The following is a 24,481-nucleotide window of genomic DNA, read 5'->3' on the forward strand; positions in this document are numbered from 1 at the left end:
TCAGGCTGCCGGGCGCAGATCCTCTTGCGGCGCGGCGGCGGCCGCCAGTTCCAGCCCGCCTGCATAGATCACATGCGGGCGGGAGAATTCCAGCACCGTCAGATCCATCATTTGAAGCCCGAGGTCGCGGATGAACTCGCCGTCCACCAGCTCATAGGCCGGCACCACCGCCTGCGGCTGGCCGAACATCGCCTTGGCGCGCCAGTCGCGCACCAGGATCCGCTGATCCCAGGGGACGGTCAGATCGCTCTCGGCTTGGGTGTCGCCCAGCGAGCCGGCGGCGAAACACACCGCTTGCAGCATCGCCCGGCGGGTTCTCACTGCCTCCACCTGAGCCATGCCCTGGGTGCGGGTGATGATGCTGTCGCCCGCCGAGATCTGTTCTGCCGCGCGGGCGCCCTCGCGGGTCAGCACCATTGTGCCGCGCAACAGGCTGATGTTCTGGCTGCCCTGAAACAGCCGCCGGGGCTGCGCCTGGCTGCGCGTCGCCAGCTGCGCGCGCAAAGCCGCATTACCAAAGGGTTTCATGTTGTTACTCGCTCTGTCTGCCTCAGACTTTTTTCCCAAACTACGGCAGAACCGGATTCCAGGCCCAGTCTTTTCCGGCAAAAATCCGCTCATTGTTGCAATTATGCGGACGGATTGTTGCCGATCTGCACATCGGCGGCCGGACCGCGTTTTCCGCTCGCATCCCCGGCGAAGCTTTGCTATTGAGCGCGGCACGCAAGGCCGCGTGCCTGGCGTTTCGTGCGGGTGTGGCGGAATTGGTAGACGCACCAGATTTAGGTTCTGGCGCCGCAAGGCGTGGGGGTTCAAGTCCCTTCACCCGCACCATCCCCCTTTTGCCCCCCTTTTGCTGTTTTGAAGCCTTCGGTGCACCATGTCAGGGCCGGTCCCGGACTGCGGTACCGGCAGTGAGGTCCCCGGCTCCTCGGCAATCATTCAATCCTTGCTCTTGACGGCGGCCGGGCTACCTCTCGGCTGAGTGTTTAGGAAAATTTTTCTGAGGGGGATAGGTGTGACTCGTCTTCATTATTTTTTAAGCGCAGCGGCCGGGTTGTGCGTCCTGGGACAGCCTGCGTCGGCCGAACTGAAGTACAACAACAACTCCGGCGGTTATGTCGAGATTTATGGCCATCTGAACCCGGCGATCATCTCGGTCGATGACGGGCAGCAGACAGAGACCAACCTGCTGGACAATGACCTGTCCCGCTCCCGGGTGGGGCTGCGGCTGATCCAGCCCTTCGGCAGCAATACCTTCGGCTTCCGCTTCGAGACCGGGCTGGGCTTTCCCAACTCGACTGAAGTCAATCAGTTCGGCTCGGACTACAGCGGCTGGACCCGCGCCGATCTGCGCCATGTGGACTTCTGGCTGGAAGGAAGCTGGGGCAAGTTCTCAGCCGGGCAGGGCAGCATGGTGGCTGACGGTGCGGCCGAGACGGACCTGTCTTATGTCGGCACGGCGCTCTACTCCTTCAAGGTTGATTCCAACGCCGGGTTCCTGATCCGCGACACCACGGGCGCGTTGAGCGGGCCGGCCCTGGCGGATGCGTTCGACAATTTCGACGGATCCAGGCGTGGCCGCATTCGTTATGACACACCGGAATTCAACGGTTTTTCCGCAGGGATAGCCTGGGGGCAGAACGTTCTCGTTTCCTCCGATGATGCCGACTATTATGACATCGGTCTGTTCTACGGGCAGGAGTTCGGGACGGCCGAATTCAACGCGTCATTGGCCTATCAGGTGCGCGAAGATGCCGGAACCGACCGGTCGGATGTCTTGGGGGCGGCCTCGGTGCTGCTGGACAACGGCATCAGCTTCACGGTTGCGGGCGGCACCCGGGACAACGACGCGGCGGGCGCCAGCGACCCGAGTTATTACTATGCGAAGATCGCCTATGAGGACGAATGGCTGGCCTGGGGCAAAACCGGCATTGGTGTGCACTACTATGACGGCGAGGATTTCAATGTCACCGGCTCCTCCACCAAGGGCTGGGGGATCGGAGCGGTGCAGAAGGTCGAGAACCTCAATACCGACATCTACCTGACCTATCAGGAGTATGATTATGAGGATGCGGCGGCGACCTATCAGGATGTGACGACCTGGGTTCTCGGCGCGCGCTGGAAATTCTGACGGCGCTGGAAACAACCCTCGAAAACGCCCTGGATCCCCGGGGCGTTTTTTTGTGCCCGCCGGTGTTTTGGGCTGTGCAGGACTGAATGGGCTTCTGCGCGCCGGCGCAGGGTTGCGCGGATTGCATGGCGCCTCTGACGCCAGCGGCCGGATGAATGTGATCTGTTTCACTCAACGCCTTGAAAGAAGGCGGTTTATTGCCTGGGCGGGATCTTGCTGAGCGGATTTCCGCTCATCCACTTTGCCTGGCAGCAGCCGGAATTTTCAACCCTGAAGCTCCTGAAATCTGCATGTTAGCCAGCTCCGCGGCAACGGCCTCAGGGATGGAGAGGCACGCTGCCGACGGAACAGGAGACTCAGAATAATGAGCACGAAATTTGCAGCACGTGCCGGCGCAGCGTCGCTGGCAGCAGCTCTGGCAGCCCCGGCCCTTGCCGGCCCCACCTATACCAATGACACCGGCGGCAGCTTCCGCTGGTACGGGCAGTTCAACCCCGCCTACCAGTCGTTTGACGACGGGCAGGAGGACTTTAACCGTCTGGTGGACAACGAGGCCTCCAACTCGCGCATCGGCTTCGAGCTGGAACAGGAATATGGTGAAAACACCTTGCGGTTCCGCTTTGAAACCGCCTTTGGCTTCCGCGGCTCGGACGGGGTGAGCCAGCTCAGCACCGGCGACAACCTTAGCTGGGACCGCACCAATATCCGCCATGTCGACTTCCAGTTCGACACCGCGAGCTATGGCCGCTTCTCTGCCGGTCAGGGGTCGATGGCCACCGACGGCATCACAGGCGCGGATTTCTCGGGCACCGGACTCGGCGCCTCCAACTCGGTCGCCGACTCCGCGGGCGGCTATGCCTTCCGCACTGGCGCGGGCGCGCTCAGTACCGTCGATATCGGCGATGCCTTCACCGATCTGGATGGCAGCCGTCTGGGCCGCATCCGCTATGACTCCCCGGAACTTGCAGGCTTCACGCTCTCGACTTCCTGGGGCACCGATGTGCTGAAGGACGCAAACGACCGCGAAAGCTACGACGTGGCGGTGCGTTGGGCGTACGGCGATGCCGCGGGCTTTGCCATCGACACCGGCATCGGCGCCTCTTGGACCGAGGAAACCGGCAAGGCCGATCGCCGCGACGTTTCCGGCTCCTTTGCGGTGCTGCACAAGGCCACCGGCCTGTCGCTGAACGTGGCAGCAGGCGAGCGCGACATCGCTGGCACCTATGCCTATGCCAAGCTGGGCTATAAGGCGGATCTGATTGCGGCCGGCTCCACCGCGTTCTCGGTCGACTACTATGACGGCTCGGACATGGTCACCGCCGGCGACAGCGCAGAATCCTGGGGCGTGGCCGCGGTTCAGAAGATCGACGCGCTCAACGTCGAGACCTATCTGGCCTACCGGGACTACTCCTATGCCGACACCAGCGCCACCAGCTACCAGGACGCAAATGTGATCCTGGCCGGCGCCCGCTGGAAGTTCTGATCCTCCCTCCCTCGGTTTCAGAACAGCAAACACGCCTCCGCCGCGGGGCGTGTTTTTCGTTTCAGATCCCGGAAATCCGCGGGATCTGAAACGAAAAGGGCAATCCCCCTTGCACCGGCGCGCCGGGGGAAATAGAAGACCGCAAATTGTCTGGGGGCGCCTGCGCGCACGCGCCCCGAATCTCTATGGGGAATAGGATGCAGGTCACCGAGACGCTGAACGAAGGTCTGAAACGCGGCTACGCCATCACCGTCACCGCCGCCGAGCTGGACGAGAAGGTCAACGAAAAGCTGGTCGAAGCGCAGCCGGAAATCGAAATGAAAGGTTTCCGCAAGGGCAAGGTGCCGATGGCGCTGCTGAAAAAGCAGTTCGGCCAGCGCCTGATGGGCGAAGCGATGCAGGAATCCATCGACGGCGCCATGAACAAGCATTTCGAGGACAGCGGCGACCGTCCGGCGCTGCAGCCCGAAGTGAAGATGACCAACGAAGACTGGAAAGAAGGCGACGACGTCAACGTCGAGATGTCCTACGAGGCACTGCCGGAAATCCCCGAAGTCGACTTCTCCGGCGTCGAGCTGGAAAAGCTGGTTGTGAAGGCTGAAGAGGAGGCCGTCACCGAGGCGCTGAACAACCTGGCCGAAACCGCCAAGGAATTCGAAGCCCGCGAAGAGGGCGCCGCAGCTGAAGACGGCGACCAGGTCGTGATCGACTTCGTCGGCAAGATCGACGGCGAAGCCTTTGACGGCGGCGCAGGCGACGACTACCCGCTGGTGCTGGGCTCCAACTCCTTCATCCCCGGCTTCGAAGAGCAGCTGGTCGGCACCAAGGCCGGTGAAGAAAAAGACGTGACCGTCTCCTTCCCGGAAGAGTACCAGGCCGAGCACCTGGCCGGTAAGGAAGCCGTGTTCTCCTGCACCGTGAAAGAGGTGAAAGCTCCGAAAGCGGCTGAGATCAACGACGAGCTGGCCAAGAAATTCGGCTCCGACGACCTGGACGGCCTGAAGGCACAGATCGCTGAGCGCCTGGAAGCCGAATACGCCGGTGCCGCCCGCGCCGTGCTGAAGCGCGCGCTGCTGGACAAGCTGGACGGCCTGGTCTCCTTCGACCTGCCGCCGTCGCTGGTCGACGCCGAGGCCAAGCAGATCGCGCATCAGCTGTGGCACGAGGACAACCCGGAAGTGCACGGCCACGACCACGGTGAGATCGAGCCGACCGAAGAGCACACCAAGCTGGCCGAGCGCCGCGTGCGCCTGGGCCTGCTGCTGGCAGAGCTGGGCCAGAAAGCCGAGGTCGAAGTGACCGACGCGGAAATGACCCAGGCGATCATGCAGCAAGCACGCCAGTACCCGGGCCAGGAACGCCAGTTCTTCGAATTCATCCAGCAGAACGCACAAATGCAGCAGCAGCTGCGCGCGCCGATCTTCGAAGACAAGGTTGTCGACCACATCGTCGGGCAGGCCAAAGTCGAGGAGAAAGAAGTCTCCAAAGACGATCTGCAGAAGGCGGTTGAGGAGCTGGAAGAGGAGTAATCCTCTCCCTCTCGTGAGGTTACGGAAAGGCCGCCCTTTGGGCGGCCTTTTTCCTGTCCAGCCTAGTCACAGAACCACCCGCTCCTGCAGCCATAAAAGCGACGGGTAGGCCGCCAGCCAGATCCAGAAGAAGCGGTTCAGCCCGAACAGGCAGGCGTTGGCGAGGTGGAACAGCGCTGCGGTGAACAGCGCCAGCACCAGTGCACCTTGGCTGAACAGGGCCAGCGGAAACAGCACCTCGAACAGCATCACCGCCCAGCCCATCATCCACAGCAGCCGGGGGCGGTCCGCAAGGTCGCGCAGACCTTCGCTGACGGGGTAGGCGGAGAAGCGGAACACGTCCCGCAGCGCCCGGCCGGAGCGCCACTCAGGGTTCACGATCTTCACCTGACCGGAGATGAAATAGCAGATCATCAGCTGCCCGGCGAGATAGGCAAAGGCATACTCCTGCCATTGCTCTGACGGCAGCCAGCGGGCCGCAGTCAGGCAGCAGAGGATCAGGAGGCTCATCTTGTCGCTGCCGCCATTATACGGTCCCTGAAACCGCTGCAGGATCAGGAGCCCAAGGATCACCAGCCCCAGCAGTACCCAGGGCATGGCTATCCCGAACAGCAGCAGCCCGGCCAGCAGCAACCGGGGGCCGTGCAGGATCTGCTCGTCCCGGAAGCCCGCCATATGCTCGGCGCTTTGCTGCAGGAAGGCGAGCGCCAGCAGCACCTCGGTCGCGCGAAGGGCCAGTTCCAGGCTCATGCGGCGGCCTGTGAGGGTTGGGCGGAGAGGCCGGCCATCAGCTGCGGTTCGGACTGATAGGTGACCGCCTTGACCAGCCGGCCGTCCTCACCCCGGTCCAGAAAGACGAGGCGGAATTGCAGATAGGGCAAGAGCGCCCCCGGCGACAGCGTGCGCTGCAGTTCGGCGGCGATCCGGCGCTGGATTTCCCGCTGGCTGTGCGCGGTGGGTGCCAGTGTCAGCCGTTCGGCACAGCTGACCAGGAACAGGCTCTCGTTCCAGCGCGCATTCCACAGCATCCGCCCGGCCATCGCCAGCAGGTTCAGACGCCGCGGGCGCGGCCGGAATTCCTGCCATTGCATAGGCGGACCGGATGCGCTGGTCAGCATACGCCATTCCACCCGGGGCGAGGGGTCCACCGACTTGAAAAAGCGCCAGGAGGGCATCAGCGCAGGCAGCAGCAGTTTGAACAGGGACAGCGTGGCGCCAGTAAAGCGGGCGCTGGTTAGAATTCCGCTAAAATGCTGCCAGATCGAAAGCGAAAAGCTCCCGCCCGTCCTTGGCACCTTCCTGCGGAAGCTGCCGGCGTCCCGTTGGGCCGGGCAGCGCCCCTGCGGGGCGCTGCGGGCTGCGGCGCGGCGGGCTCAGGGGCGCAGGCCGGTTTCCTTGAGCATGCCGCGGCGTTTGGCTTCGTAATAATAGCCGCGGGAATAGTGCTTGACCGCCATGTCCTGGCTGCCGTCAGCGAGCAGCCAGGCGCCGCGCAGGTATTTGACGGAAAACTGCAGGTTGGTGTCCGCATCCAGCAGTTCCTTGGGCTGGCCACTGAACCCCATCGAGCGGGCCGTGGCGGGGAGGATCTGCATCAGCCCGTAGTAGGGCCGGTTCACCGCGTGCGGGCGGTGGGTGCTTTCCCGCACGGCCAGCCGGTGCACTAGGCTGCGCGGGACGTCGTAATGGTCTGCCCAATAGTTGATCTGCTGCCGCAGTTCAGGCGTTTCATTGGGGTAGAGCGGCGGATTGTATCTCGAAACCTCGGGCGTTGAGGCGGTACTTCCGCAGGCAGCCAGAACTGCAGCTGCAAAAAATAAGATCAGTGTGGTCCGGCGCGACATGCGGCCTCCGCAAGTTGTTTCTCGCGGCCAGACTAGCCGCATGGCGGCAGGCCGCAATGCGGTCTGTGGCGCACCCTGCGGCAACCGGCAGGGAACCGCCAGACCGGGAGGGGTTTTCCGCCTGCGGAGGGCCGTTTTTTATGGTGCCGGACGGGTTCATCAAACTTTAAGTATTAGACATTTGTTAAATATGGCCCTCCACTACATATTGGGGGTGCGCATTGAGGCAACACGATCCTCAGGCAGATCGCCCCTCACGCCTGTGGGGCATCTGACCAAATCGGGCAGAAGGGGCCGCGGCTGTTTCCCAATTTTCCGCGGTCCCGATAACCCCCGGCAGGCACTGCCCGGGCTGTCTTCAAAAGCCGGGTTTCGCCGCTGGTTTGGCGCGAAACGCGGCGCGCGGTTTGCGGCGCCGGTGGCACCTGGCAGCGGCGCCTTCGGCCCGGGCCGGGCAGGGGGAGCAGCTGACGCCGCTATGCTGCGCCCGCGGAACTGCTCCCGGCTTCGATACTGGCAAGGTCAGCCAGCTGTGCGGCTGGATTTGTCCCGGGTCTCAAACAGGCTGCGGCCCGGCGCAATCAGGCCCTCGGGCACGATGTCCGCAATCGCCTCGGTTCGGAAGTCCGGCCGGTCGAACCGGCGCCTGCGCAGCAGCCGGAACAACAGCCGCCGGCGCAGGGCCAGCTCCTCACTCTCCAATGCGTCCTGCATGGCGCATCCCCCTTTTTCACTCCACTCCCGGATTATTCTCGCCGAATGCGGCAAACAGATGGTTATTCCGGGGCAGGGGATATGCGTGCAATTTGCCTTAGCTTGCCGCGGGCGCCGGGCAAAACGAAAAAGGCCGCCCAAAGAGGCGGCCTTTCCCAATGTCACCTGATCCGCGGGGATCAGTTGGTTTCTTCGTCGCCAGCGGCTTCGGCTGCCGGAGCTTCGTCCTCGTCGGAGGCCGCGGAGCCGATATCGTCGAACAGCTCGGAGATCTCGAACTCAGCAGCGGCTTCCTCTTCGGCGGCCAGCTCCTGGATCGATTTGCCCGATGCCTGCAGCTCGGCTTCCTCTGCGGAGCGAGCCACGTTCAGCTTGATTTCGACTTCCACTTCCGGGTGCAGCTTGACGGCGACCGAGTGCAGGCCCAGTTCCTTGATCGGTGCGATCAGGGCGACCTGTTTCTTGTCGACCGAGAAACCTGCTTCGGTGGCCGCGTCAGCAGCGTCGCGCGGAGTGACCGAGCCGTACAGCGCACCCGCGTCCGATGCGGAGCGAATCACGATGAACTGCTGGCCGTCCAGCTTCTCTGCCAGAGCTTCGGCCTCTTTCTTGGTCTCCAGGTTGCGCGCTTCCAGCTGCGCTTTCTGGGCTTCGAAAGAAGCAATGTTGGCCTCGGATGCGGTTTTTGCCTTGCCCTGCGGCAGCAGGAAGTTGCGGGCGTAACCGGGCTTCACGTCGACGACGTCGCCCATCTGGCCCAGCTTTGCAACGCGCTCAAGAAGGATAACTTGCATCTGCTTATCTCCTTACTTCACGGCGTAGGGCAGCAGGGCGAGGAAGCGGGCGCGCTTGATAGCACGGGCCAGCTCACGCTGCTTCTTGGCCGAAACGGCGGTGATGCGCGAAGGCACGATCTTGCCGCGCTCAGAGATGTAGCGCTGCAGCAGACGGGTGTCTTTGTAGTCGATCTTCGGCGCGTTGTCGCCCGAGAACGGGCAAACCTTGCGGCGGCGGAAAAACGGTTTGGCTGCCATGATTTAGCGTCCTTTTCTCAAGCGTTGATCAGCGGCGCTCACGGCGTTCGCCGCGTTCGTCGCGCTTCTGCATCTGGACCGAGGGGCCCTCGGCGTGCTCGTCGACCTTGATGGTCAGGACGCGCATCACGTCATCATGCAGACGCATCAGGCGCTCCATTTCCTGAACGGCGGACGCGGGCGCGTCGGTCTTCAGGAAGGCATAGTGGCCCTTGCGGTTCTTGTTGATCTTGTAGGCCATGGTCTTGACGCCCCAGTACTCCTGGTCGACCAGCTTGCCGCCGTTGTCGGACAGAACAGCACCGAAGTGTTCGATGAGGCCTTCTGCTTGCGAGTTGGACAGGTCCTGACGCGCAATCATGACATGCTCATAGAGTGGCATGCGAACTCCTGTTTGTGTCTAGGCGCATTTCATAGACTGGGCATCACATGCTTCCGCTGCCCGGTCACGAGAGGCTGCGCGGATCGAAAGTGTCGCGGAAGCAGGGCCTCCTATACAGTCTGAGGCGCAAAGAGCAAGGCAAAAGCGGTCCCTGCCGCCACCCGGGCGGGGCCGCCGCGGCAAAACCGCAAGCGCGCCGCAATGCTGCCCCAATGCGGGTCTTCACTGATTAATGAAGCCTTAACGCGGCGGACGGCCGCGGTGCCGCCCGGCAGAGGCAGCTTGAGAAAGGGCAGTCAGATGGCAGTGACAGATCAAACCCCGCCGAAGGTTTCCAGGGCGCCCGGTGTCAAGGCGCTCGGCGCCGTCGCAAATGCCGTGCCGCTCAGCCTGCGGCTGGAGGCGAACTGGAAACTGCGCCTGGTGCTGTTCCGGCTTCTCGGGGCGGCGATGATCCTCAGCTCCACCGGGCTGTGGCTGGTGCCCGGCGCCGGGGCGGACCCGGAGATGAACCTGATCCGGATGGGGATCTCGGTGGCCTTCCTGCTGGCCGGGCTGGTGCTGATGACCGCGCATGAGCCCGCAAACCGGCCCGAGGCCTGCTTTGATCCGGTGCGCCGGGAGCTGCGGGTGCTGCAGCGGGACAGCCGCGGCCGTCCCTGCACGGTGCTGCGCCGCAGCTATGAGAGCCTGGGCGGGGTCCGGCTGACGGCCGCCACGGTGCAGATGTATGAGACCGACGGCAGCCTGCTGATCGAGCTGCCGCTGGGGTCTGCCGCGATGCGCAGCCAGCTGCGTGACCAGCTCAGCGGCGCGGTGCGGATCCTGACCTGACAAGTCATCACATTCCCGCGAGTCAGGCCCGGCTGCGGTGCAGCCGGGTTTTGTGTTCGCCCGCTCACAGATAGTGTTGGTTTTTGCCGGCTTCCTTTTCGGGGGCCGTTCGCCACATCTGTTGCCACAAGATTTGTTCAGACGGAGCCTTTCCCATGAAGAAGACCCTGCTTGCCGCCGCCCTGGCCGCTGCCGCTGCAACCGGCGCTGCTGCCGCCCCCGAAAAATATGTCCTGGATCCCGGCCACAGCCAGATTCTGTTCGATTACAACCATCTGGGATATTCGACCACTTACGGGCTGTTCTCCGGCTTCGAGGGCGAAATCATGTTCGACCAGGAAGACCCGGCGGCCTCCAGCGTGTCCGTGACCATGCCGCTGAGCATGATGTTCACCGGCTGGCAAGCGCGGTTCGACCACTTCATGACCAAGGATTTCTTCGACGCAACCGAGGATGAGACCGTCAGCTTCACCTCCACCGCCATCGAGGTGACTGGCGATGATACCGCCAAGATCACCGGCGACCTGACCCTGAACGGCGTGACCAAGTCCGTGGTGCTGGATGCAAAGCTGAACCAGAAGGGTGAGCACCCGATGGCCAAGAAGCCCTGGGCCGGTTTCGACGCGACCGCCACCGTGCTGCGCTCCGACTACAACCTGGGCCAATTCGCGCCCTTCGTCAGCGATGAGGTCAACATCAAGATCTCGATCGAGGCGATGAAAGCCGACAGCTGAAGCTGATCCGCTGACCTGAAATACCGGCCGCCAGCTCCCTCCGGGCTGGCGGTTTTTTCATGCCTGCCGCCGCGGGCCTCCCCAAAGCGTGAGCGGAGTTCACTGGCGTTTTCCGGCGCCCTACGGCAGTCTGGAAGTGGCCTCTCCGGCCACCTCGGAAAGGAGGCACCCATGTTCCGCTTAGGCTATATCGCTTCAGCCGGTGCGGCATTGGCCCTCGCCGCCAACCTGGCCTTTACAGCGCCGGCCGCCGCCCATGATTCAGGCCATGATGCGGCCCGCGCCATTGCCGGGCTGATTGCCCTGGGCATCATCGTCAAGAGCCTGGATGACCGCAAGCACCGCCACCACGGGTATAATTACAGCTATCAGCCGCGGACCCATTACTACCCGCGCAGCCATCATTACCCGCGTACCTACTACAAGCCCTATGGCGGCCGCCATCATGTCAAACGGCACCGGCACCACTACCGCGGCATCCACCGCCACCGCACCCGCCACGGCGGTTATTACCGGCACAGCCACTAGGCTGACGCCCCTGTACCTGGGATTGACGGTCCTGCAAAAGCTGGACCTCTCCAACAGCTGCGCTTGATACCTCGCGGGCAGAGCGGCGCCCGGAACGGCAAAGCGCCGCGCGTCAGCGCGGCGCCGGGCCCAAGGCTGTCAGGGGGTGCCGGCGCAGCCGGGGCACCCGCAGGCGCGGGAGGGCGCCGTTCTGCGGATCACTGCACCCTTTGGGCCTCCAGCGATACAGTCACGTCCACGGCAAACCCCAATGAGCTTTCGTCCGGAAGGCTCTTGCCAATACCAAAGTCCAACCGGTTCAAGGTGAGGGCGCCGGTCATCCTTGCGGTGTCTCCCTCCAGATCGAGGTCAAAGGGAAGGGTGACGGGCACCGTCTGGTCCTTGATCGTCAGGGTGCCTTCGGCCTGGTAGCCCTCTTCCAGCTTTTCGATCTCCGCCTGGAACAGGGCCGTGGGGAAATTGGCGCTGTCAAAGTAGTCGGCACCCATCGCCTGGCCGGTCACGGATCCCAGCTCCAGCGACGGGATTGCGATGGTGACCTCCACATCGCCGGCCGGGCCCGGGGCGGACGGCTCCTCGAAATTGATCACCGCATTCCACTCGCCAAAGCTGCCGGTGACCGCGCTGCCCATCTGGACGACAGAGATCCCCATTGTGCCCGATTGCACCGCCCAGCTGCCTGCGCCGCCGCCGCCCGGCTCCGTGGCCACAACCGGCGTGGCCGTGCCGGACAGATGCTTGCCGCCAAAGACGCCGATCGCCGCACCGCCACCCAGCGCGCCGGCCCAGACCAGCAGCGCCGCCAGCAGCGGCAGCAGGCTGTGGTGCTGCGCGGGCGGCTGCGGCAGGCTGGAACGGCCCGGCAGCATCCGCCGCAGGGTCGCGTCGCGGTCGATCACGTGATGCTTCAGCGCGCCGGCAATATGCATGCCCAGCGCAGCCGCCAGGGTCCAGACCAGCACCCAGTGCAGCCCTGCCGCCAGCTCAGCCACGGCCTCGGACTGCGGCACAAACGGCAGGGTTTGCCCGAACGGCCACCAGATCGGCGCAAAACCGGTAGTGGCGGCATGGTGGACCCAGCCGGCCAGCGGCACCGCCACCAGCGAGCCGTAGAGCAGCCAGTGCACCATCTCCGCCGCCAGCGCTTCTGCCTTGCGGTCCGGGTGCAGCAGCCCCGGCTTGGGCTGGCTCAGCGCCCAGAGGATGCGCAGCAGCGCGGTGAAGAACACCGCAACGCCAAGGGTCTTGTGCAGCGAGAACAGCAAGGTGGCCCGCTCGATCACCGCCTGGCTGCCGTCGAAACCCGGGCTCTGGATCTCATGCGCCAGCTCATTGGCGAAGTAGCCCAGCGGAAAGGCGGAGAAGATCAGCAGGGCGGTCAGCCAGTGAAAGGTCTTGGCAACGCTGCCATAGCTTTGAAAGGTGTTTTGGCCGGGCATGGGACGTCGGGTCCTTTTCAAGTCAGGTGTTGCACTCAAGGTAGCAACACCGCGGTGCCGTGCAATATTCGCAGCCCCCTCATCCGCGCACAGGCGTGGTGCGCAAACTGCAGCTTTGCTTGTGCGTTGCGTCAAGGGCCGCTACATCAGGCAAAACGCTAAAACAGACGAGGTCTTCCATGACGATCGCATTCGTGTTCCCCGGACAGGGCGCCCAGACCATTGGGATGGGCAAGGCGCTGGCCGATACCTATCCGGCGGCCAAGGCCATCTTTGATGAGGTGGATGAGGCGCTGGGGGAAAGCCTGAGCCAGCTGATCTGGGAGGGTGATATCGAAACTCTGACCCTGACCCAGAACGCACAGCCGGCGCTGATGGCCACTTCGATGGCCGCCATGCGGGCACTGGAGGCCGAAGGCGTGACGATTGAAAAGGCCGCCTTCGTGGCCGGCCATTCGCTGGGCGAATACTCCGCGCTGGCCGCGGCCGGGGCGATCTCGGTGACCGACACCGCCCGCCTGCTGCGCACCCGCGGCCTGGCGATGCAAAGCGCCGTGCCGGTGGGCGAGGGCGCGATGGCCGCGATCCTTGGCCTCGACCTCGACGCCGTGCGCGCGGTGGCCGAAGAGGCCGCGCAGGGCGAGGTCTGCCAGGCGGCAAATGACAACGACCCCACCCAGGTGGTGGTCTCCGGCGCCAAGGCCGCGGTGGAGCGTGCCGCCGAAATCGCCAAGGAGAAGGGCGCCAAGCGCGCAGTGATGCTGCCGGTGTCCGCCCCCTTCCACTGTGCCCTGATGCAGCCCGCCGCGGATGCGATGGCCGAAGCGCTGGCGGGCGTTGAAATCAAATCCCCGGCGGTGCCGCTGATCGCCAATGTGCGCGCCGATGCGGTGACCAGCCCGGACGAGATCCGCCAGTTGCTTGTGGAGCAGGTGACCGGCTCCGTGCGCTGGCGCGAGAGCGTGCAGGCCATGGCCGCCAAGGGCGTGACCGAATTCTGGGAGATCGGCGAGGGCAAGGCGCTGTCGGGCATGATCCGCAAGATTGACCGCAACCTGGCCTGCCGCCAGGTCGGCACCCCGGAAGACGCCGCGGCCGCCGCCGGGGCCTGATCCATGCAGCGCCGCCTCGCGTTCCTGGCTTCCAGCCTTGCTCTTGCCGCAGCAGTGGCAGGCGGGCTGATGCTCAGTCATGCGCAGGCGGCCAGTTTCAAGCTGCAGGGGCAGGATATTCTGGTCAACGGGACCGTGGACGAGAGGTCACTGCGCAAGTTCCGCGCTTTCATGGCAAAGCACCCGGACGCGCAGCGGCTGGTGCTGATGGATATGCCTGGCTCCGACGACGACGAGACCAACCTGAAAATCGGCTATATGGTGCGGGATCTGGGCCTGGACACCCATTTGACCGCCAGCAGCGAAATCTTCTCCGGTGCGGTGGAGCTGTTCCTGGCTGGCAGGGAACGCACCATGGAAGCCGGGGCGGTGCTGGGCGTCCACGCGTGGGAAGGCGACAGGACGGCTGATGAATACCCGCGCGGGCATCCGGAACACGACGATTATCTGGCCTACACAGCCCGCATGCTGGGCAGCGCGGAGTTCTACTGGTTCACCGTCCATGCCGCACCTGCCGACGGAATGCATATAATGACTGAGGCGGAGATAGAGCGCTTCGGTCTTCTGACACAACCGGTCCTGCGGGACTAAGAAGCCAAGAGGGCAAGAAATATGTTTGATCTTACAGGAAAAAATGCGCTGGTGACCGGCGCTTCGGGCGGCATCGGCGGCGATATCGCCCGCGCCCTGCACGCAGCAGGCGCCACCGTGGCGCTGTCGGGCACCCGCGAGGAGCCGCTCAAGGCGCTGGCCGCGGAACTGGGCGAGCGCGCCCATGTGCTGCCCTGCAACCTGTCCGACGCCGAAGCGGTCGAGGCGCTGCCCAAGCAGGCGGCAGAGGCAATGGGCTCGGTTGACATCCTGGTCAACAACGCAGGCATCACCCGCGACAACCTGTTCATGCGGATGAAGGACGAGGAATGGGAAAGCGTGCTGAACGTCAACCTGACCTCGACCATGCGGCTGTGCCGCGGCGTGCTGCGCGGCATGATGAAGGCGCGCTGGGGCCGCATTATCAATATCTCCTCGGTGGTGGGGGCCACCGGCAACCCCGGCCAGGGCAACTATGCCGCCTCCAAGGCCGGCATGGTCGGCATGTCGAAATCGCTGGCCTATGAGGTCGCCAACCGCGGCATCACCGTCAATGCGGTGGCCCCGGGCTTTATCGCCACGGCGATGACCGACAAGCTGAACGACTCGCAGAAGGACGCGATTCTGAGCCAGATTCCGGCTGGCCGCATGGGGGATTCGAAGGAAATCGCCTCTGCCGTTCTCTACCTGGCCAGCCAGGAAGCGGGCTATGTCACCGGCACCACGCTGCATGTGAACGGCGGCATGGCGATGATCTGAGCCCCGGCCAGCTGCCAATTTGCCAAGCCCCGCAGCCTGCCTGCGGGGCTTTTTTGCACCTGTACATGCAAATTCCCCGGCGCAGCCCTGCCTGCCGCCTCCGTCAAGCGGTTGAAAAACGGCGGAATTGCCAAAAAAATCCGGTAACACTCTTGCAACCACTTGATTGCATGGCCATCTGCACGGCTTCATACCCGCGGGAGACGGGCCGCCGCGGGAATCATGACCAAGCGAAACCGTTTGCCTTGGCCGCGGTCTATGCTATAGGCGGCCCATATCCGCAGGTATTTCCTAAGGGAAACGCCGCACTGTCCCCGCCCGGCGGGGATCACACCGCCCGCTCCGGGCAATAACCACGCCGCCCGCACGGGCAAGGGCAGAACCGGGCAGAGTGCCCTGAAATACGAGGAAGAGACATGAGCGACGTCGCAGATCGCGTAAAGAAGATCGTTGTTGAGCACCTGGGTGTTGAAGAAGACAAGGTCACCGAAAACGCCTCCTTCATCGACGATCTGGGCGCAGACAGCCTGGACACCGTGGAACTGGTGATGGCGTTTGAAGAAGAGTTCGGCATCGAGATCCCGGACGACGCGGCCGAAACCATCCAGACCTTCGGCGACGCAGTCAAGTTCATCTCCGAAGCGTCCTGAACCACGCTTCCGGTGAACCGGAAAAAGCGGCGTCTTCCCAAAGGGGAAGGCGCCGTTTTCTTTTGCGCCAGGGGGCGCGATTCCCGCGCCGGAGCGCATTGCGGCGGTGCTCTTGTTTGCGCTATCAGGGTGCGGCCCGGACACGCCGCAATTGTTCCATAAATCGTCAGGATACGGCGTATCGCCGGATGCGATCCGTGCTAAGCTTTCTGCGAGAGGCAGTCCTCAGAGGAGATAGGCACTATGATGATTTACCCCACGATGGAGATACAGAACGGCCGTTGCGTGAGCCTCGAAAAAGGCCGCCTTGACGAGCCGCAGATCTGGCATGTGGATCCGGTGGAAACCGCCAAGGGTTTTGCCGCCGCGGGGGCGGAATGGATGCATCTGACCGACTTCAGCGCCATTGAAGGTGATCACAGCCACGAGGAGCTGATCACCGACATCATCCGCGGCGCCGGCATTCCGGTGCAGCTCGGCGGCGGCATGCGCTCGCGCGAGCATGTCGAGCACTGGATCGACAAGGGGGCAGGGCGCATCGTGATCGGCACCCTGGCGGCCCGCGACCCGCATCTGGTGCGCGAACTGGCGGAACACCACCCCGACCAGATCGTCCTTGCGGTGGATATCTGGCAAGGACAGGTGATGACCGACGGCTGGCGCAAGTCCGGTGCGTACACTCCGGAATCCTACCTGGAGGCCTTCAAGGACACGCCTTTTGCCGGCATCATCATCACCGACATCGACGCCGATGTCGCAGACACCGAGGCGCAGATGGGGCTGATTTCGCATCTTGCCTCGCAGGTGAAACTGCCGGTGATTGCCAATGGCGTGGTGCGCAATTCCGATGACATTTCGCGGCTGAAGTACATTCACAACATTGCCGGCGCCATGGTGGGCCGGGCGTTGTTCCGCAAGACGCTCTCGGTTGAGGAAGCGCTGGACGTTGCGCGGCCGGAGCCGGAGCCGGTAGCGGAGTTTCAGTAACCTGAGGGTTTCCCGGCACTGCCTGCGGGGGCTCCCCGCGGGCAGTGTCCGGAGAGGAAACCGCTCCGGGAAACGCGCTCAAGCAGGCCTTCCCAGGCTCAGGCATGGCGGGGGGCAACTGCTGGACCGGTGGAGCGAACCGGTTTCGACACCAGAAGCACCTTCAGCTCATCCCGGGTCAGCCGCCTTCTGAATTTGACACCGACATAGTTGTTGTTCTGCCAGTTGGTTTGCGCCTCGATCACCATCCGGCCGCAAACTTCGGCCGCGATTTTCCCAGTGATAAGCGGAGTGGCCTTACCATCGTCCAGCCACACCCGTATCTTGGCGCCCAGCTGGCTGACGTCCTCGATCCTGGCGTCAAAGCGGTGACCGTCGGACACCAGAATGCAGGGCAGCAAGCAAGGGTGGCGCTTGGCCCGCCGCAGACGCCGCCGGGCCAGGCGCTCCAGCAGGATCATGCCTGCGGCGCCGAGAACCAGCGACAGCAGCGAACCGGCGATCACGGTCTCTTGCGGCAACTGCTTCAGCTTGCCAAGTCCGGTCAGAGAGCTGCCTCTGGCGTCTTCTGGCGGGATAAAGTCGCAAGGCAGGGGAATGATGCGCGCGGCATAGGATTCCAGCAGCGCTTCAGTGCTCCAGAGCTTTGCGTCGGCCTGCGCCTTTCCGGGCCCGTACTTGAGGTGGATTTCCAGCAGGGCCTCGGTGTGGTCGATCAGATCCAGAGTGATCAGCTCATAATTCTGCAGCCCGGACCGGCGCATCCGGATGCGCAGCTCCTCCTGGGGATGGTCAACCAGCCAGTGGCGCAATCTGTGCGCCTCGCCCGTGTCCTTCCCGGTTTGCAGCATCTCGTGGAATTGGCGCATCTGATGCTGCATGAGCACAAGATCCGAGAGCAGCATGCATGTCGCGCGGGAGCGTAACGGCGTAGCGGCCGCGGCAGTACCGCCCGTGGCAAAGGTCAGGGCTGCGGCGGCTGAAAGAACAAGAGACCTGGATAACATAACGGGGACTCGCAACACAGTGCATAGATCACCCTAAAGTTTAGCATGCGCACATTAACGCGCGGCATGGGAGTCCGGTAATTTTCCGTTAAATCTCAGCAGCGGCACGCAGTTCATGAAAATGCTGCCTGGGCCGCGGCCAGGCAGCCATGTTTCCGCGAGGCGGCGCGTCCGGTCAGGAAACTACGGCAGATGGCGGCCTGGCGGGCTAGGCGGTGCCACCGCGGGGCTGCGGCAGCTAGATCCCGAGACCGGGCGGCAGCCGCGCAACACGGGGGCCGCCGTCCTCATCCTCCATCGGGAATTCTTCCAGCAGGCGGTGCAGCTGGAGGAAGTTGAAATCTTTGTGGAACTTCACCCCGAAGTAGTCTGCCGTCTGCCACCGAACGTTTGCATCCACGGTAAAGCCGCCGAAAATGAGGGTCACACGGGCCGGAATCTCGCAAGGGGCGTCGGGGCGCACCTTGGCACCGGCCCGGCTCAGATCGACCAGATGGGCCGGCACCGTTCGGTCGCCAGCATGCAGAACGCAAGGCACCGAGCAGGGGTAGCGCTTGGTGCGGCGGATCTTGCGGATGCCGATCCGGTCGAGAAAATACAGAACGCTGCCGCCCAGCACCAGGAAGGATACCCAGGCGATGGCGGCATTGATGATCTGCTGGCGCTGGCGCGCATCCGAAGCTGCCACCGCAACCAGTTTGCTGCCATAGCCCTCGTCCTTGACCTGGTCGCAGGGCAGGGCCTCAACCCGGGTGCCGAATTCCTCGGCCAGATCGTGGACGCCCATGTGGCGGGCGGTTTGAAGGGCGGCGGTGCGGCCTTGGCTGGCGAGAATCTGCAGCAAGACCGTTTGCTGCTTCAACAGCTCCATCGTGCGGGGCTCAACGGATTGAATCCCCACGGCCCGCATGCGCTGCCGCAGCGGAGCCGGCGGGTTTGCGCTGATCCAGCTGCGCAGATGCTGGACGCTGTAGGCCCCGTGGCCAGTGCTGAGATAGGAGAGAAACCCCCTGGTGGCCCGGTTCAGATCCGACAAGTCCCGGTGTACGGCGCAGCCGGCGGCGGCATGCACGGGAGTCAGGACAATCACCAGCAAGGTTGCAGCTATTGGAAGCCATTGGCGCATGGCAGGGTCGTTCCTTTAATCCTTCCAGAATAGGAAAGTGCCCGGAAGAAGCGAATTTGCGGTTAACGCGGCGTCCGTTTCCGAAGAAATCCTTCCAACGGCACCGGCGCCGGCGCGCGGATCAAGAAGGCTGCCCGCACGCACACCGGCCTAAGCCGCTTTACCAGGCGATCAAGGGTTCCGGCTTGCGGAGACGCGCATAGAACCCTGGGTGTTGAGCCCGCGCCCGTGCCGCATGCCGCTATGCGGCTTCAAGGCTGTAGGTGGGGGTACACCGGCAGGCCGATTGTCCATCCCGGGCTGTCCGTGCCGTGAGAAGTTGAGCGGCGGCTGACGGCGAAAAAATGCGGGCTGGAGACAATATGGCCCAGAGCTCCAGCCCGCTGTGGCGATCCTTGAGGACGGATGCCAAGTTCTCTCAATCGGTATAACAGCAACCTAAAGGGGAATAGTTAATCAAATATTCCCTCCAAAGAACATCTTCGCAAAAACCTGCCTTCCGCAGGGAAATCCGCGGGCGCACCCGCTCTTGCACCTGCGGGCCATTCCAAGCTATTTGGACAGACGGATTGCCGAGGCAAAGGAGAGCAAGGAATGCGTCGAGTAGTTGTCACCGGTCTGGGCCTGGTTACCCCTCTGGCCAGCGGAGTCGAGGAAAGCTGGACCCGGTTGCTGGACGGCCAGTCGGGCGCGGGCCCCATCACCCAGTTTGACGCCGAAGCCAGCGGCGTGACCACGACCTATGCCTGCGAGGTTCCGCGCGGTGATGGCAGCGGCGGCACTTTCAACCCTGACGACTGGGTTGCCAAGAAAGACCAGAAGAAAATTGACGACTTCATCCTCTATGGCATCGCAGCCGCCGACATGGCCGTGCGCGACGCCGGCTGGACGCCCGAGGACGAGGAAAGCCGCCTGCGCACCGGCGTGATGATCGGCTCCGGCATCGGCGGGCTGTCGTCGATTGCCGACACCGCGGTGATGATCAAGGAAAAAGGCCCCCGCCGGGTGTCGCCGTTCTTCATCCCCGGCGCGCTGATCAACCTGATCTCCGGCCAGGTCTCGATCCGCTTCGGCTTCAAAGGCCCGAACCACTCCGTCGTGACCGCCTGCTCGACCGGCGCCCATGCCATCGGCGACGCGGCCCGGCTGATCAAATCCGGCGACGCCGACGTGATGATCGCGGGCGGTGCCGAGGCGGCGATCTGCGAGATCGGGATCGCGGGCTTCAACGCCTGCAAGGCGCTGTCGACCAAATACGCGGACGACCCCAAGAAAGCGTCGCGCCCCTACGACACCGACCGTGACGGCTTTGTCATGGGCGAGGGTGCCGGCATCGTGGTGCTGGAAGACTACGAGCACGCCAAGTCGCGCGGCGCCAAGATCTATGCCGAGGTGCTGGGCTACGGCCTGTCCGGCGATGCCTACCACATCACCGCACCGTCCGAGGACGGCGAAGGCGGCGAGCGCTCCATGCGCGCAGCCCTGAAGAACGCGGGGCTGGAGCCGTCGGCGGTTGACTACATCAACGCGCACGGCACCTCGACCATGGCCGACACCATCGAGCTGGGCGCGGTGGAACGGCTGCTGGGCAACCACGCCGCCAATGTCACCATGTCGTCGACCAAATCCGCCACCGGCCACCTGCTGGGCGCGGCGGGCGCGATCGAGGCGATCTTCTCGATCCTGGCGATCCGCGACCAGGTTGCACCGCCGACCATCAACCTGGACAATCCCGCGGTTGAAACCCCGGTCGATCTGGCCCCGAACGCCAAGCGTGAGCGGGAAATCAACGTGGCGCTGTCGAACTCCTTCGGCTTTGGCGGCACCAACGCCTCGGTGATCTTCGGGAAACCCAAGTGATGTGGCGCAGCCTCGCCTCTAATATGCTCACGGTCCTGATCGCCGCCCTGTTTCTGCTGGGCGGCGTCATCCTGTGGGGCCAGTCGCAGTACACCGCCGAAGGACCGCTGGAGACTGCAATCTGCTTGCGGGTGGAGCGCGGATCCAACATGGCGCGCGTCAGCCGCGACCTGGAAGCGCAGGGGGCCGTCACCTCCGGCACCATCTTCCGCCTTGGTGCCAAATACAGCGAGAAAACCGGCCAGCTCAAGGCCGGCAGTTTCCTGGTGGAACCGGGCGCCTCGATGGAGCGGATCGTTGACGAGATCACCCATTCCGGCGCCTCCACCTGCGGCACCGAGATCGTCTATCGCATCGGCGTGACCCGCACCCAGGCCGAAGTGCGCGAGCTGGATCCGGCAACCAGCAAGTTCGAGGAGAAGGCGGAATTCGTCCTTGGCGTGGATGAGGTTCCAGCCGAGTACACCGAAACCCGTCAGGACGCCGACACCCGCTACCGCATCGCGCTGGCCGAAGGCGTGACCAGCTGGCAGGTGGTTGAGGCGCTGAAGGCGATGGACGTGCTGGCAGGCGAGCCTGGCGAACGCCCGGCAGAGGGCCTCTTGGCGCCTGACAGCTATGAGGTCACCCCGGGCACCGAACGCGCCGCAGTCCTGGCAGAGATGCAGGAGCGCCAGGAGCTGCGCATCAACGCCGCCTGGGAGGGCCGTTCCGGAGATGCTGCCGTCTCCAGCCCCGAGGAAATGCTGATCCTTGCCTCGATCATCGAGAAGGAGACCGGCGTTGCCGAAGAGCGCGGTCTGGTCGCCTCCGTCTTCACCAACCGCCTGAAGCGCGGCATGCGGCTGCAGACCGACCCGACGGTGATCTATGGCGTCACCAAGGGCGAAGGTGTGCTGGGCCGGGGCCTGCGCCAGAGCGAGCTGCGCGGGGCGACCCCTTGGAACACTTATGTGATCGAGGGCCTGCCGCCCACGCCCATCGCCAACCCCGGCATGGCCAGCCTGGAGGCTGCGGTGAACCCGGTGAGCACGGACTATGTCTTCTTCGTCGCGGACGGCACTGGCGGCCATGCCTTTGCCAAGACCCTGGAGGAGCACAACCGCAACGTCGCCAAATGGCGCGAGATCGAAGCCCAGCAGCAGAACAACTGAGGTTGTGAGGGCAGGAAGGAAACAGGGAAGGGCGCCGAGGGGCGCCCTTTTTTGTTGGGGAAGTAATCTAGGTATTTTGCTTAGTTGAGCCATTGAAATGCAGAGGAAAAAACCTCACTGTTAGTAAGGCTAATTTTCCTAGAAGCATTGAGGGCGTCGAATGAGGTTTAGAAGTGTTAGTAATTGGGTAAACCCCGACGAGTTGCGTGGGCTTCTTTACTTTGCTCAAAGAATTGAGGAGATGACATTCGAGTACTCGCTTGACAGTTTTAGAGCTCCAACTACAAATGTTCCTTTTCTAATTGAGGAGTTTTTAGAAGCGTTAAGTGCCCACCAGGAGCTGGGTTTGCCTCTAAATTCTGCGTTGCATATATTGGATGAGTTGGAGAAGCGCTTAAGGTCGAATCAAGTTGTGTCCGACCTCATAAGTGTTAGGCTGGACAACTATTTGAAGTTTGATAGGTCGAACGTCGAAGAAATGCAGCGCGCTTTCAACGTTTTGCTGGTGGAGCTCGATCCGCGATCATATGTAATCAAGTGTTTTGAGTTGTTGAAGGGGAAGGTTGTTGAAAACGAAAAGAAAGGCATCGAGTTTTTCTGTAGAGAGGCTGTCACAACGTTACTAAATCTAGGAGTGAGTAGCTTCTTTATTAACAAGTCCGCTGTCGAGCATTTCTTTGGATCAAGCATCGTAGATTCGAATGACTGTTTGGATGAGTTTTTGAGAAAGATCTATCCTCATTATCACAAGTTTGATCTCATTCTTAAGATAAAGACGCCGGTGGGGGTGGTGAAGAAGGAGATATTGGGGATATTCGACCTTTCACTTAGTTCGAGGATTCCAAAAAGGTTTTTGAGCGACTGCTCTCCAGATATGAAGACTCTGGAAAAAGGTTGGAAATACCTCGTTGCCACTGACTTGAGAGCTTTTGACTATTTCTCGGCGGTGGAGGTGACTAAGGACAAAATTGCTCGCCTCCACGATTTGTTTGGAATGTTTTATCACAAGGGTTCCTACGCCCTCGATCAGAATGCTGTGGTTGTTCAAAAGTGTTGTTTGAAAGAAAGTTTCGACGTGCAAACGTTGGTAAACAGAATGCATTTTGTCGACGACAATAAACCGAAGGACGCAGCCAGCAAGCTCGATCACATGGTTAAGACAATTTTGCTGCCATCCGGACCTGATAGGGAGAAGTTCTTTCGTGTGATTGATTTTCACGGAATAAGCTCGAAGTCGGAGACTGTCGAAAATCAAGTTATTAATCTTTGGACTTCGCTGGAAACGTTGGTTCCCGCTAAAAGTCACGGTTCGATTATCTCTGGCGTGGCATATGGTGTATTGCCGTTTATTGGATTGAATTATGTTAGGAGGATTTTTGAAAGATTGACTTTTGACATTTTGAGATGGAATAGGCGGGAGCTGACTAGGGCTCTTGCTGATACTAAATTTCCGGCAGGCGCCGACATCGTAGAAAAAGTTTTTTGCCTAGTGGTGGTAAAGGAGAATGAGGATACTTTATCGGAATTCTTGGGTAGGCTGCTTAACTTTGAGCTTCTGAGGTTTAGAGTGTTCACGCTTAATAAAATGTACTCGAGGCCTGAAAAGATTTTCAAAAGCATAGAGAGTCATCAGCAACGCGTAGAGTGGCAACTCCATCGTATCTACCGCACTAGAAATTCAATAGTACATTCTGGTCATACACCAAAGTATACGAGCTTGCTAGTTTCGAATGCGCATGATTACTTTGATCAAGTGTTTTCAACTGTGTGCAAGTTTTCAAGCCAGCCAGGAGGGTTTGACAACTTTTCAAGCTGTTTCGACTACGCTGAAAGGCTTTACGCACAATATCATTCCGATATCTCTCGAATGAGTACACTTAGTATAGAGGATACATCTTCAGTCCTTTGGAAGCCAATCGATAGACCAACGAAGTGGTCACTTTTTCCTTCCTAGTGGTGTTCCACCTCCCCCGTTGCGCACCCGCCGTACGCACCCCTCCCCATAACCCTTGACTTTTACGTCGAAATCGCGTATAGGTTGTGTTGCAGCTGGAAGAAACATGGACGGCCCCGGATCCCCCAAACCGGTGGCCGTTTTCTTTCTCTCGTGCGGACAAAAACGCATGAGGCAGACACATTTCATGACAGATCAAGACACCGGACCCCTGCTGAAACGGCAGGTCCACTACACCACCGATCTCCTGCGCTCGCTGCAGGATTCGATCAACCGCCTGCGCAACGAGGCGGAAGCCCTGCGCGCGCAGCTGGATGCAGAAGGCGCCGATGAGGTGACAGGTGCCAAAGGCCAGATCAGCAAGCTGGAGGGGCTGATCAGGGATTGCCAGAAAGTGGAGAAAGTCATTGCAGAACAAAGCACAGAATTCGCCCGCATGCTCAGATCCGAACATGAGCTTGATTTCGGTGCCGCCCGCAGAGAGGTCGAAAGCCGCCTTTCTGGCATCCGTTCCGCCATTTCTGAAAAAGTGGTTTCTGGATGAACTGACCGGCTTTGTTGCACAAATCCCGTGTGGGATTCATCTCATGAATCCAGCGTGGTAGCTGGGATGCATGAGCAGACCT

26 protein-coding genes and 1 tRNA gene are annotated in these 24,481 nt (G+C 62.0%); 16 read left to right on the forward strand and 11 right to left on the reverse strand.

Going from position 1 to position 24,481, the window contains the following annotated elements; all coding sequences use genetic code 11:
• Complete coding sequence (locus tag ACFMBG_RS16150; RefSeq protein WP_421055727.1) at positions 1 to 528, reverse strand: Hint domain-containing protein; 528 nt, start codon at positions 526 to 528, stop codon at positions 1 to 3.
• Between the two features lie 221 nt (positions 529 to 749).
• Between ACFMBG_RS16150 and ACFMBG_RS16155 the strand changes: the two genes are divergently transcribed.
• The 4 genes from ACFMBG_RS16155 (at position 750) to tig (ending at position 5,146) form a co-directional block, all read left to right on the forward strand.
• Positions 750 to 834 (forward strand) — tRNA-Leu (locus ACFMBG_RS16155).
• A gap of 223 nt (positions 835 to 1,057) precedes the next feature.
• Entirely contained in the window at positions 1,058 to 2,134 is a 1,077-nt protein-coding gene (locus tag ACFMBG_RS16160; RefSeq protein ID WP_421055728.1) for a porin, read from the forward strand.
• A gap of 364 nt (positions 2,135 to 2,498) precedes the next feature.
• Positions 2,499 to 3,617: a porin gene (locus tag ACFMBG_RS16165; protein WP_421055729.1), complete on the forward strand. Its 1,119-nt coding sequence runs from the start codon at positions 2,499 to 2,501 to the stop codon at positions 3,615 to 3,617.
• A gap of 197 nt (positions 3,618 to 3,814) precedes the next feature.
• A complete protein-coding gene (tig, locus tag ACFMBG_RS16170; protein ID WP_421055730.1) occupies positions 3,815 to 5,146 on the forward strand; it encodes a trigger factor in 1,332 nt (443 codons plus the stop codon).
• 66 nt (positions 5,147 to 5,212) lie between these two features.
• Here tig and ACFMBG_RS16175 read toward each other — a convergent pair whose 3' ends face one another.
• From ACFMBG_RS16175 to rpsF, 7 genes are all read right to left on the reverse strand, one after another.
• Positions 5,213 to 5,896, reverse strand: coding sequence for an HTTM domain-containing protein (locus ACFMBG_RS16175; protein WP_421055731.1), 684 nt, complete (start codon positions 5,894 to 5,896; stop codon positions 5,213 to 5,215).
• The gene (locus ACFMBG_RS16180; RefSeq protein ID WP_421055732.1) at positions 5,893 to 6,264 is read right to left on the reverse strand and encodes a hypothetical protein; all 372 of its coding nucleotides are present in this window, start codon (positions 6,262 to 6,264) and stop codon (positions 5,893 to 5,895) included. Before ACFMBG_RS16180 ends, ACFMBG_RS16175 begins: the two co-directional genes overlap by 4 nt.
• 255 nt (positions 6,265 to 6,519) lie before the next feature.
• A complete protein-coding gene (locus ACFMBG_RS16185; RefSeq protein WP_421055733.1) occupies positions 6,520 to 6,990 on the reverse strand; it encodes a transglycosylase SLT domain-containing protein in 471 nt (156 codons plus the stop codon).
• A 522-nt stretch (positions 6,991 to 7,512) separates the two neighbouring features.
• Complete coding sequence (locus ACFMBG_RS16190) at positions 7,513 to 7,704, reverse strand: hypothetical protein (protein ID WP_421055734.1); 192 nt, start codon at positions 7,702 to 7,704, stop codon at positions 7,513 to 7,515.
• A gap of 179 nt (positions 7,705 to 7,883) precedes the next feature.
• The gene (rplI, locus tag ACFMBG_RS16195; RefSeq protein ID WP_421055735.1) at positions 7,884 to 8,498 is read right to left on the reverse strand and encodes a 50S ribosomal protein L9; all 615 of its coding nucleotides are present in this window, start codon (positions 8,496 to 8,498) and stop codon (positions 7,884 to 7,886) included.
• A gap of 12 nt (positions 8,499 to 8,510) precedes the next feature.
• Complete coding sequence (gene rpsR, locus ACFMBG_RS16200; protein WP_005982441.1) at positions 8,511 to 8,738, reverse strand: 30S ribosomal protein S18; 228 nt, start codon at positions 8,736 to 8,738, stop codon at positions 8,511 to 8,513.
• A gap of 28 nt (positions 8,739 to 8,766) precedes the next feature.
• Positions 8,767 to 9,120, reverse strand: coding sequence for a 30S ribosomal protein S6 (gene rpsF / locus ACFMBG_RS16205; protein WP_421055736.1), 354 nt, complete (start codon positions 9,118 to 9,120; stop codon positions 8,767 to 8,769).
• 300 nt (positions 9,121 to 9,420) lie between these two features.
• On the opposite strand from rpsF, the gene ACFMBG_RS16210 reads away from it, so the two are divergent.
• The 3 genes from ACFMBG_RS16210 to ACFMBG_RS16220 all read left to right on the forward strand — a co-directional run bounded on the left by ACFMBG_RS16210 (position 9,421) and on the right by ACFMBG_RS16220 (position 11,216).
• Positions 9,421 to 9,954, forward strand: coding sequence for a hypothetical protein (locus ACFMBG_RS16210; protein ID WP_421055737.1), 534 nt, complete (start codon positions 9,421 to 9,423; stop codon positions 9,952 to 9,954).
• A gap of 155 nt (positions 9,955 to 10,109) precedes the next feature.
• On the forward strand, positions 10,110 to 10,688 hold the full coding sequence (locus ACFMBG_RS16215; protein WP_421055738.1) for a YceI family protein: 579 nt from the start codon (positions 10,110 to 10,112) through the stop codon (positions 10,686 to 10,688).
• A gap of 171 nt (positions 10,689 to 10,859) precedes the next feature.
• On the forward strand, positions 10,860 to 11,216 hold the full coding sequence (locus ACFMBG_RS16220; RefSeq protein WP_421055739.1) for a hypothetical protein: 357 nt from the start codon (positions 10,860 to 10,862) through the stop codon (positions 11,214 to 11,216).
• A gap of 197 nt (positions 11,217 to 11,413) precedes the next feature.
• On the opposite strand, the gene ACFMBG_RS16225 is transcribed toward ACFMBG_RS16220, so the two are convergent.
• Entirely contained in the window at positions 11,414 to 12,655 is a 1,242-nt protein-coding gene (locus ACFMBG_RS16225; protein WP_421055740.1) for a cytochrome b/b6 domain-containing protein, read from the reverse strand.
• 179 nt (positions 12,656 to 12,834) lie between these two features.
• Between ACFMBG_RS16225 and fabD the strand changes: the two genes are divergently transcribed.
• From fabD to ACFMBG_RS16250, 5 genes are all read left to right on the forward strand, one after another.
• A complete protein-coding gene (gene fabD / locus ACFMBG_RS16230) occupies positions 12,835 to 13,767 on the forward strand; it encodes an ACP S-malonyltransferase (RefSeq protein WP_421055741.1) in 933 nt (310 codons plus the stop codon).
• A 3-nt stretch (positions 13,768 to 13,770) separates the two neighbouring features.
• Positions 13,771 to 14,358, forward strand: a complete 588-nt coding sequence (locus ACFMBG_RS16235; RefSeq protein ID WP_421055742.1) for a COG3904 family protein — start codon at positions 13,771 to 13,773, stop codon at positions 14,356 to 14,358.
• Between the two features lie 21 nt (positions 14,359 to 14,379).
• Complete coding sequence (gene fabG / locus ACFMBG_RS16240) at positions 14,380 to 15,117, forward strand: 3-oxoacyl-ACP reductase FabG (protein WP_421055743.1); 738 nt, start codon at positions 14,380 to 14,382, stop codon at positions 15,115 to 15,117.
• A gap of 416 nt (positions 15,118 to 15,533) precedes the next feature.
• Positions 15,534 to 15,767, forward strand: a complete 234-nt coding sequence (locus tag ACFMBG_RS16245) for an acyl carrier protein (RefSeq protein WP_005982462.1) — start codon at positions 15,534 to 15,536, stop codon at positions 15,765 to 15,767.
• 243 nt (positions 15,768 to 16,010) lie between these two features.
• The gene (locus ACFMBG_RS16250) at positions 16,011 to 16,754 is read left to right on the forward strand and encodes a 1-(5-phosphoribosyl)-5-[(5-phosphoribosylamino)methylideneamino]imidazole-4-carboxamide isomerase (protein ID WP_421055744.1); all 744 of its coding nucleotides are present in this window, start codon (positions 16,011 to 16,013) and stop codon (positions 16,752 to 16,754) included.
• 98 nt (positions 16,755 to 16,852) lie between these two features.
• On the opposite strand, the gene ACFMBG_RS16255 is transcribed toward ACFMBG_RS16250, so the two are convergent.
• Both ACFMBG_RS16255 and ACFMBG_RS16260 read right to left on the reverse strand, forming a co-directional pair.
• The gene (locus ACFMBG_RS16255; RefSeq protein WP_421055745.1) at positions 16,853 to 17,635 is read right to left on the reverse strand and encodes a PilZ domain-containing protein; all 783 of its coding nucleotides are present in this window, start codon (positions 17,633 to 17,635) and stop codon (positions 16,853 to 16,855) included.
• 364 nt (positions 17,636 to 17,999) lie between these two features.
• Complete coding sequence (locus ACFMBG_RS16260; protein ID WP_421055746.1) at positions 18,000 to 18,887, reverse strand: PilZ domain-containing protein; 888 nt, start codon at positions 18,885 to 18,887, stop codon at positions 18,000 to 18,002.
• A 594-nt stretch (positions 18,888 to 19,481) separates the two neighbouring features.
• On the opposite strand from ACFMBG_RS16260, the gene fabF reads away from it, so the two are divergent.
• The 4 genes from fabF to ACFMBG_RS16280 all read left to right on the forward strand — a co-directional run bounded on the left by fabF (position 19,482) and on the right by ACFMBG_RS16280 (position 24,399).
• On the forward strand, positions 19,482 to 20,747 hold the full coding sequence (gene fabF, locus ACFMBG_RS16265; RefSeq protein ID WP_421055747.1) for a beta-ketoacyl-ACP synthase II: 1,266 nt from the start codon (positions 19,482 to 19,484) through the stop codon (positions 20,745 to 20,747).
• Positions 20,747 to 21,901, forward strand: a complete 1,155-nt coding sequence (gene mltG, locus ACFMBG_RS16270) for an endolytic transglycosylase MltG (RefSeq protein ID WP_421055748.1) — start codon at positions 20,747 to 20,749, stop codon at positions 21,899 to 21,901. The genes fabF and mltG overlap by 1 nt, the downstream gene beginning before the upstream one ends.
• A 241-nt stretch (positions 21,902 to 22,142) precedes the next feature.
• Positions 22,143 to 23,855, forward strand: coding sequence for a hypothetical protein (locus tag ACFMBG_RS16275; protein WP_421055749.1), 1,713 nt, complete (start codon positions 22,143 to 22,145; stop codon positions 23,853 to 23,855).
• Between the two features lie 106 nt (positions 23,856 to 23,961).
• Positions 23,962 to 24,399 carry a hypothetical protein gene (locus tag ACFMBG_RS16280; RefSeq protein WP_421055750.1) on the forward strand — a complete coding sequence of 146 codons (438 nt, stop codon included), beginning with the start codon at positions 23,962 to 23,964 and terminating at the stop codon, positions 24,397 to 24,399.
• Positions 24,400 to 24,481 lie beyond the last annotated feature (82 nt).

It is taken from the genome of Leisingera coralii (genome assembly GCF_049056525.1).
Lineage (GTDB): Bacteria > Pseudomonadota > Alphaproteobacteria > Rhodobacterales > Rhodobacteraceae > Leisingera > Leisingera coralii.

Coding starts and splice junctions, on each gene's coding strand:
- ACFMBG_RS16150 (WP_421055727.1), bottom strand. CDS start 528: ATGAAACCCTTTGGTAATGCGGCTTTGCGCGCGCAGCTGGCGACGCGC.
- ACFMBG_RS16165 (WP_421055729.1), top strand. CDS start 2,499: ATGAGCACGAAATTTGCAGCACGTGCCGGCGCAGCGTCGCTGGCAGCA.
- tig (WP_421055730.1), top strand. CDS start 3,815: ATGCAGGTCACCGAGACGCTGAACGAAGGTCTGAAACGCGGCTACGCC.
- ACFMBG_RS16175 (WP_421055731.1), bottom strand. CDS start 5,896: ATGAGCCTGGAACTGGCCCTTCGCGCGACCGAGGTGCTGCTGGCGCTC.
- ACFMBG_RS16180 (WP_421055732.1), bottom strand. CDS start 6,264: ATGCTGACCAGCGCATCCGGTCCGCCTATGCAATGGCAGGAATTCCGG.
- ACFMBG_RS16185 (WP_421055733.1), bottom strand. CDS start 6,990: ATGTCGCGCCGGACCACACTGATCTTATTTTTTGCAGCTGCAGTTCTG.
- ACFMBG_RS16190 (WP_421055734.1), bottom strand. CDS start 7,704: ATGCAGGACGCATTGGAGAGTGAGGAGCTGGCCCTGCGCCGGCGGCTG.
- rplI (WP_421055735.1), bottom strand. CDS start 8,498: ATGCAAGTTATCCTTCTTGAGCGCGTTGCAAAGCTGGGCCAGATGGGC.
- rpsR (WP_005982441.1), bottom strand. CDS start 8,738: ATGGCAGCCAAACCGTTTTTCCGCCGCCGCAAGGTTTGCCCGTTCTCG.
- rpsF (WP_421055736.1), bottom strand. CDS start 9,120: ATGCCACTCTATGAGCATGTCATGATTGCGCGTCAGGACCTGTCCAAC.
- ACFMBG_RS16210 (WP_421055737.1), top strand. CDS start 9,421: ATGGCAGTGACAGATCAAACCCCGCCGAAGGTTTCCAGGGCGCCCGGT.
- ACFMBG_RS16215 (WP_421055738.1), top strand. CDS start 10,110: ATGAAGAAGACCCTGCTTGCCGCCGCCCTGGCCGCTGCCGCTGCAACC.
- ACFMBG_RS16220 (WP_421055739.1), top strand. CDS start 10,860: ATGTTCCGCTTAGGCTATATCGCTTCAGCCGGTGCGGCATTGGCCCTC.
- ACFMBG_RS16225 (WP_421055740.1), bottom strand. CDS start 12,655: ATGCCCGGCCAAAACACCTTTCAAAGCTATGGCAGCGTTGCCAAGACC.
- fabD (WP_421055741.1), top strand. CDS start 12,835: ATGACGATCGCATTCGTGTTCCCCGGACAGGGCGCCCAGACCATTGGG.
- ACFMBG_RS16235 (WP_421055742.1), top strand. CDS start 13,771: ATGCAGCGCCGCCTCGCGTTCCTGGCTTCCAGCCTTGCTCTTGCCGCA.
- fabG (WP_421055743.1), top strand. CDS start 14,380: ATGTTTGATCTTACAGGAAAAAATGCGCTGGTGACCGGCGCTTCGGGC.
- ACFMBG_RS16245 (WP_005982462.1), top strand. CDS start 15,534: ATGAGCGACGTCGCAGATCGCGTAAAGAAGATCGTTGTTGAGCACCTG.
- ACFMBG_RS16250 (WP_421055744.1), top strand. CDS start 16,011: ATGATGATTTACCCCACGATGGAGATACAGAACGGCCGTTGCGTGAGC.
- ACFMBG_RS16255 (WP_421055745.1), bottom strand. CDS start 17,635: ATGCAGCATCAGATGCGCCAATTCCACGAGATGCTGCAAACCGGGAAG.
- ACFMBG_RS16260 (WP_421055746.1), bottom strand. CDS start 18,887: ATGCGCCAATGGCTTCCAATAGCTGCAACCTTGCTGGTGATTGTCCTG.
- fabF (WP_421055747.1), top strand. CDS start 19,482: ATGCGTCGAGTAGTTGTCACCGGTCTGGGCCTGGTTACCCCTCTGGCC.
- mltG (WP_421055748.1), top strand. CDS start 20,747: ATGTGGCGCAGCCTCGCCTCTAATATGCTCACGGTCCTGATCGCCGCC.
- ACFMBG_RS16275 (WP_421055749.1), top strand. CDS start 22,143: ATGACATTCGAGTACTCGCTTGACAGTTTTAGAGCTCCAACTACAAAT.
- ACFMBG_RS16280 (WP_421055750.1), top strand. CDS start 23,962: ATGGACGGCCCCGGATCCCCCAAACCGGTGGCCGTTTTCTTTCTCTCG.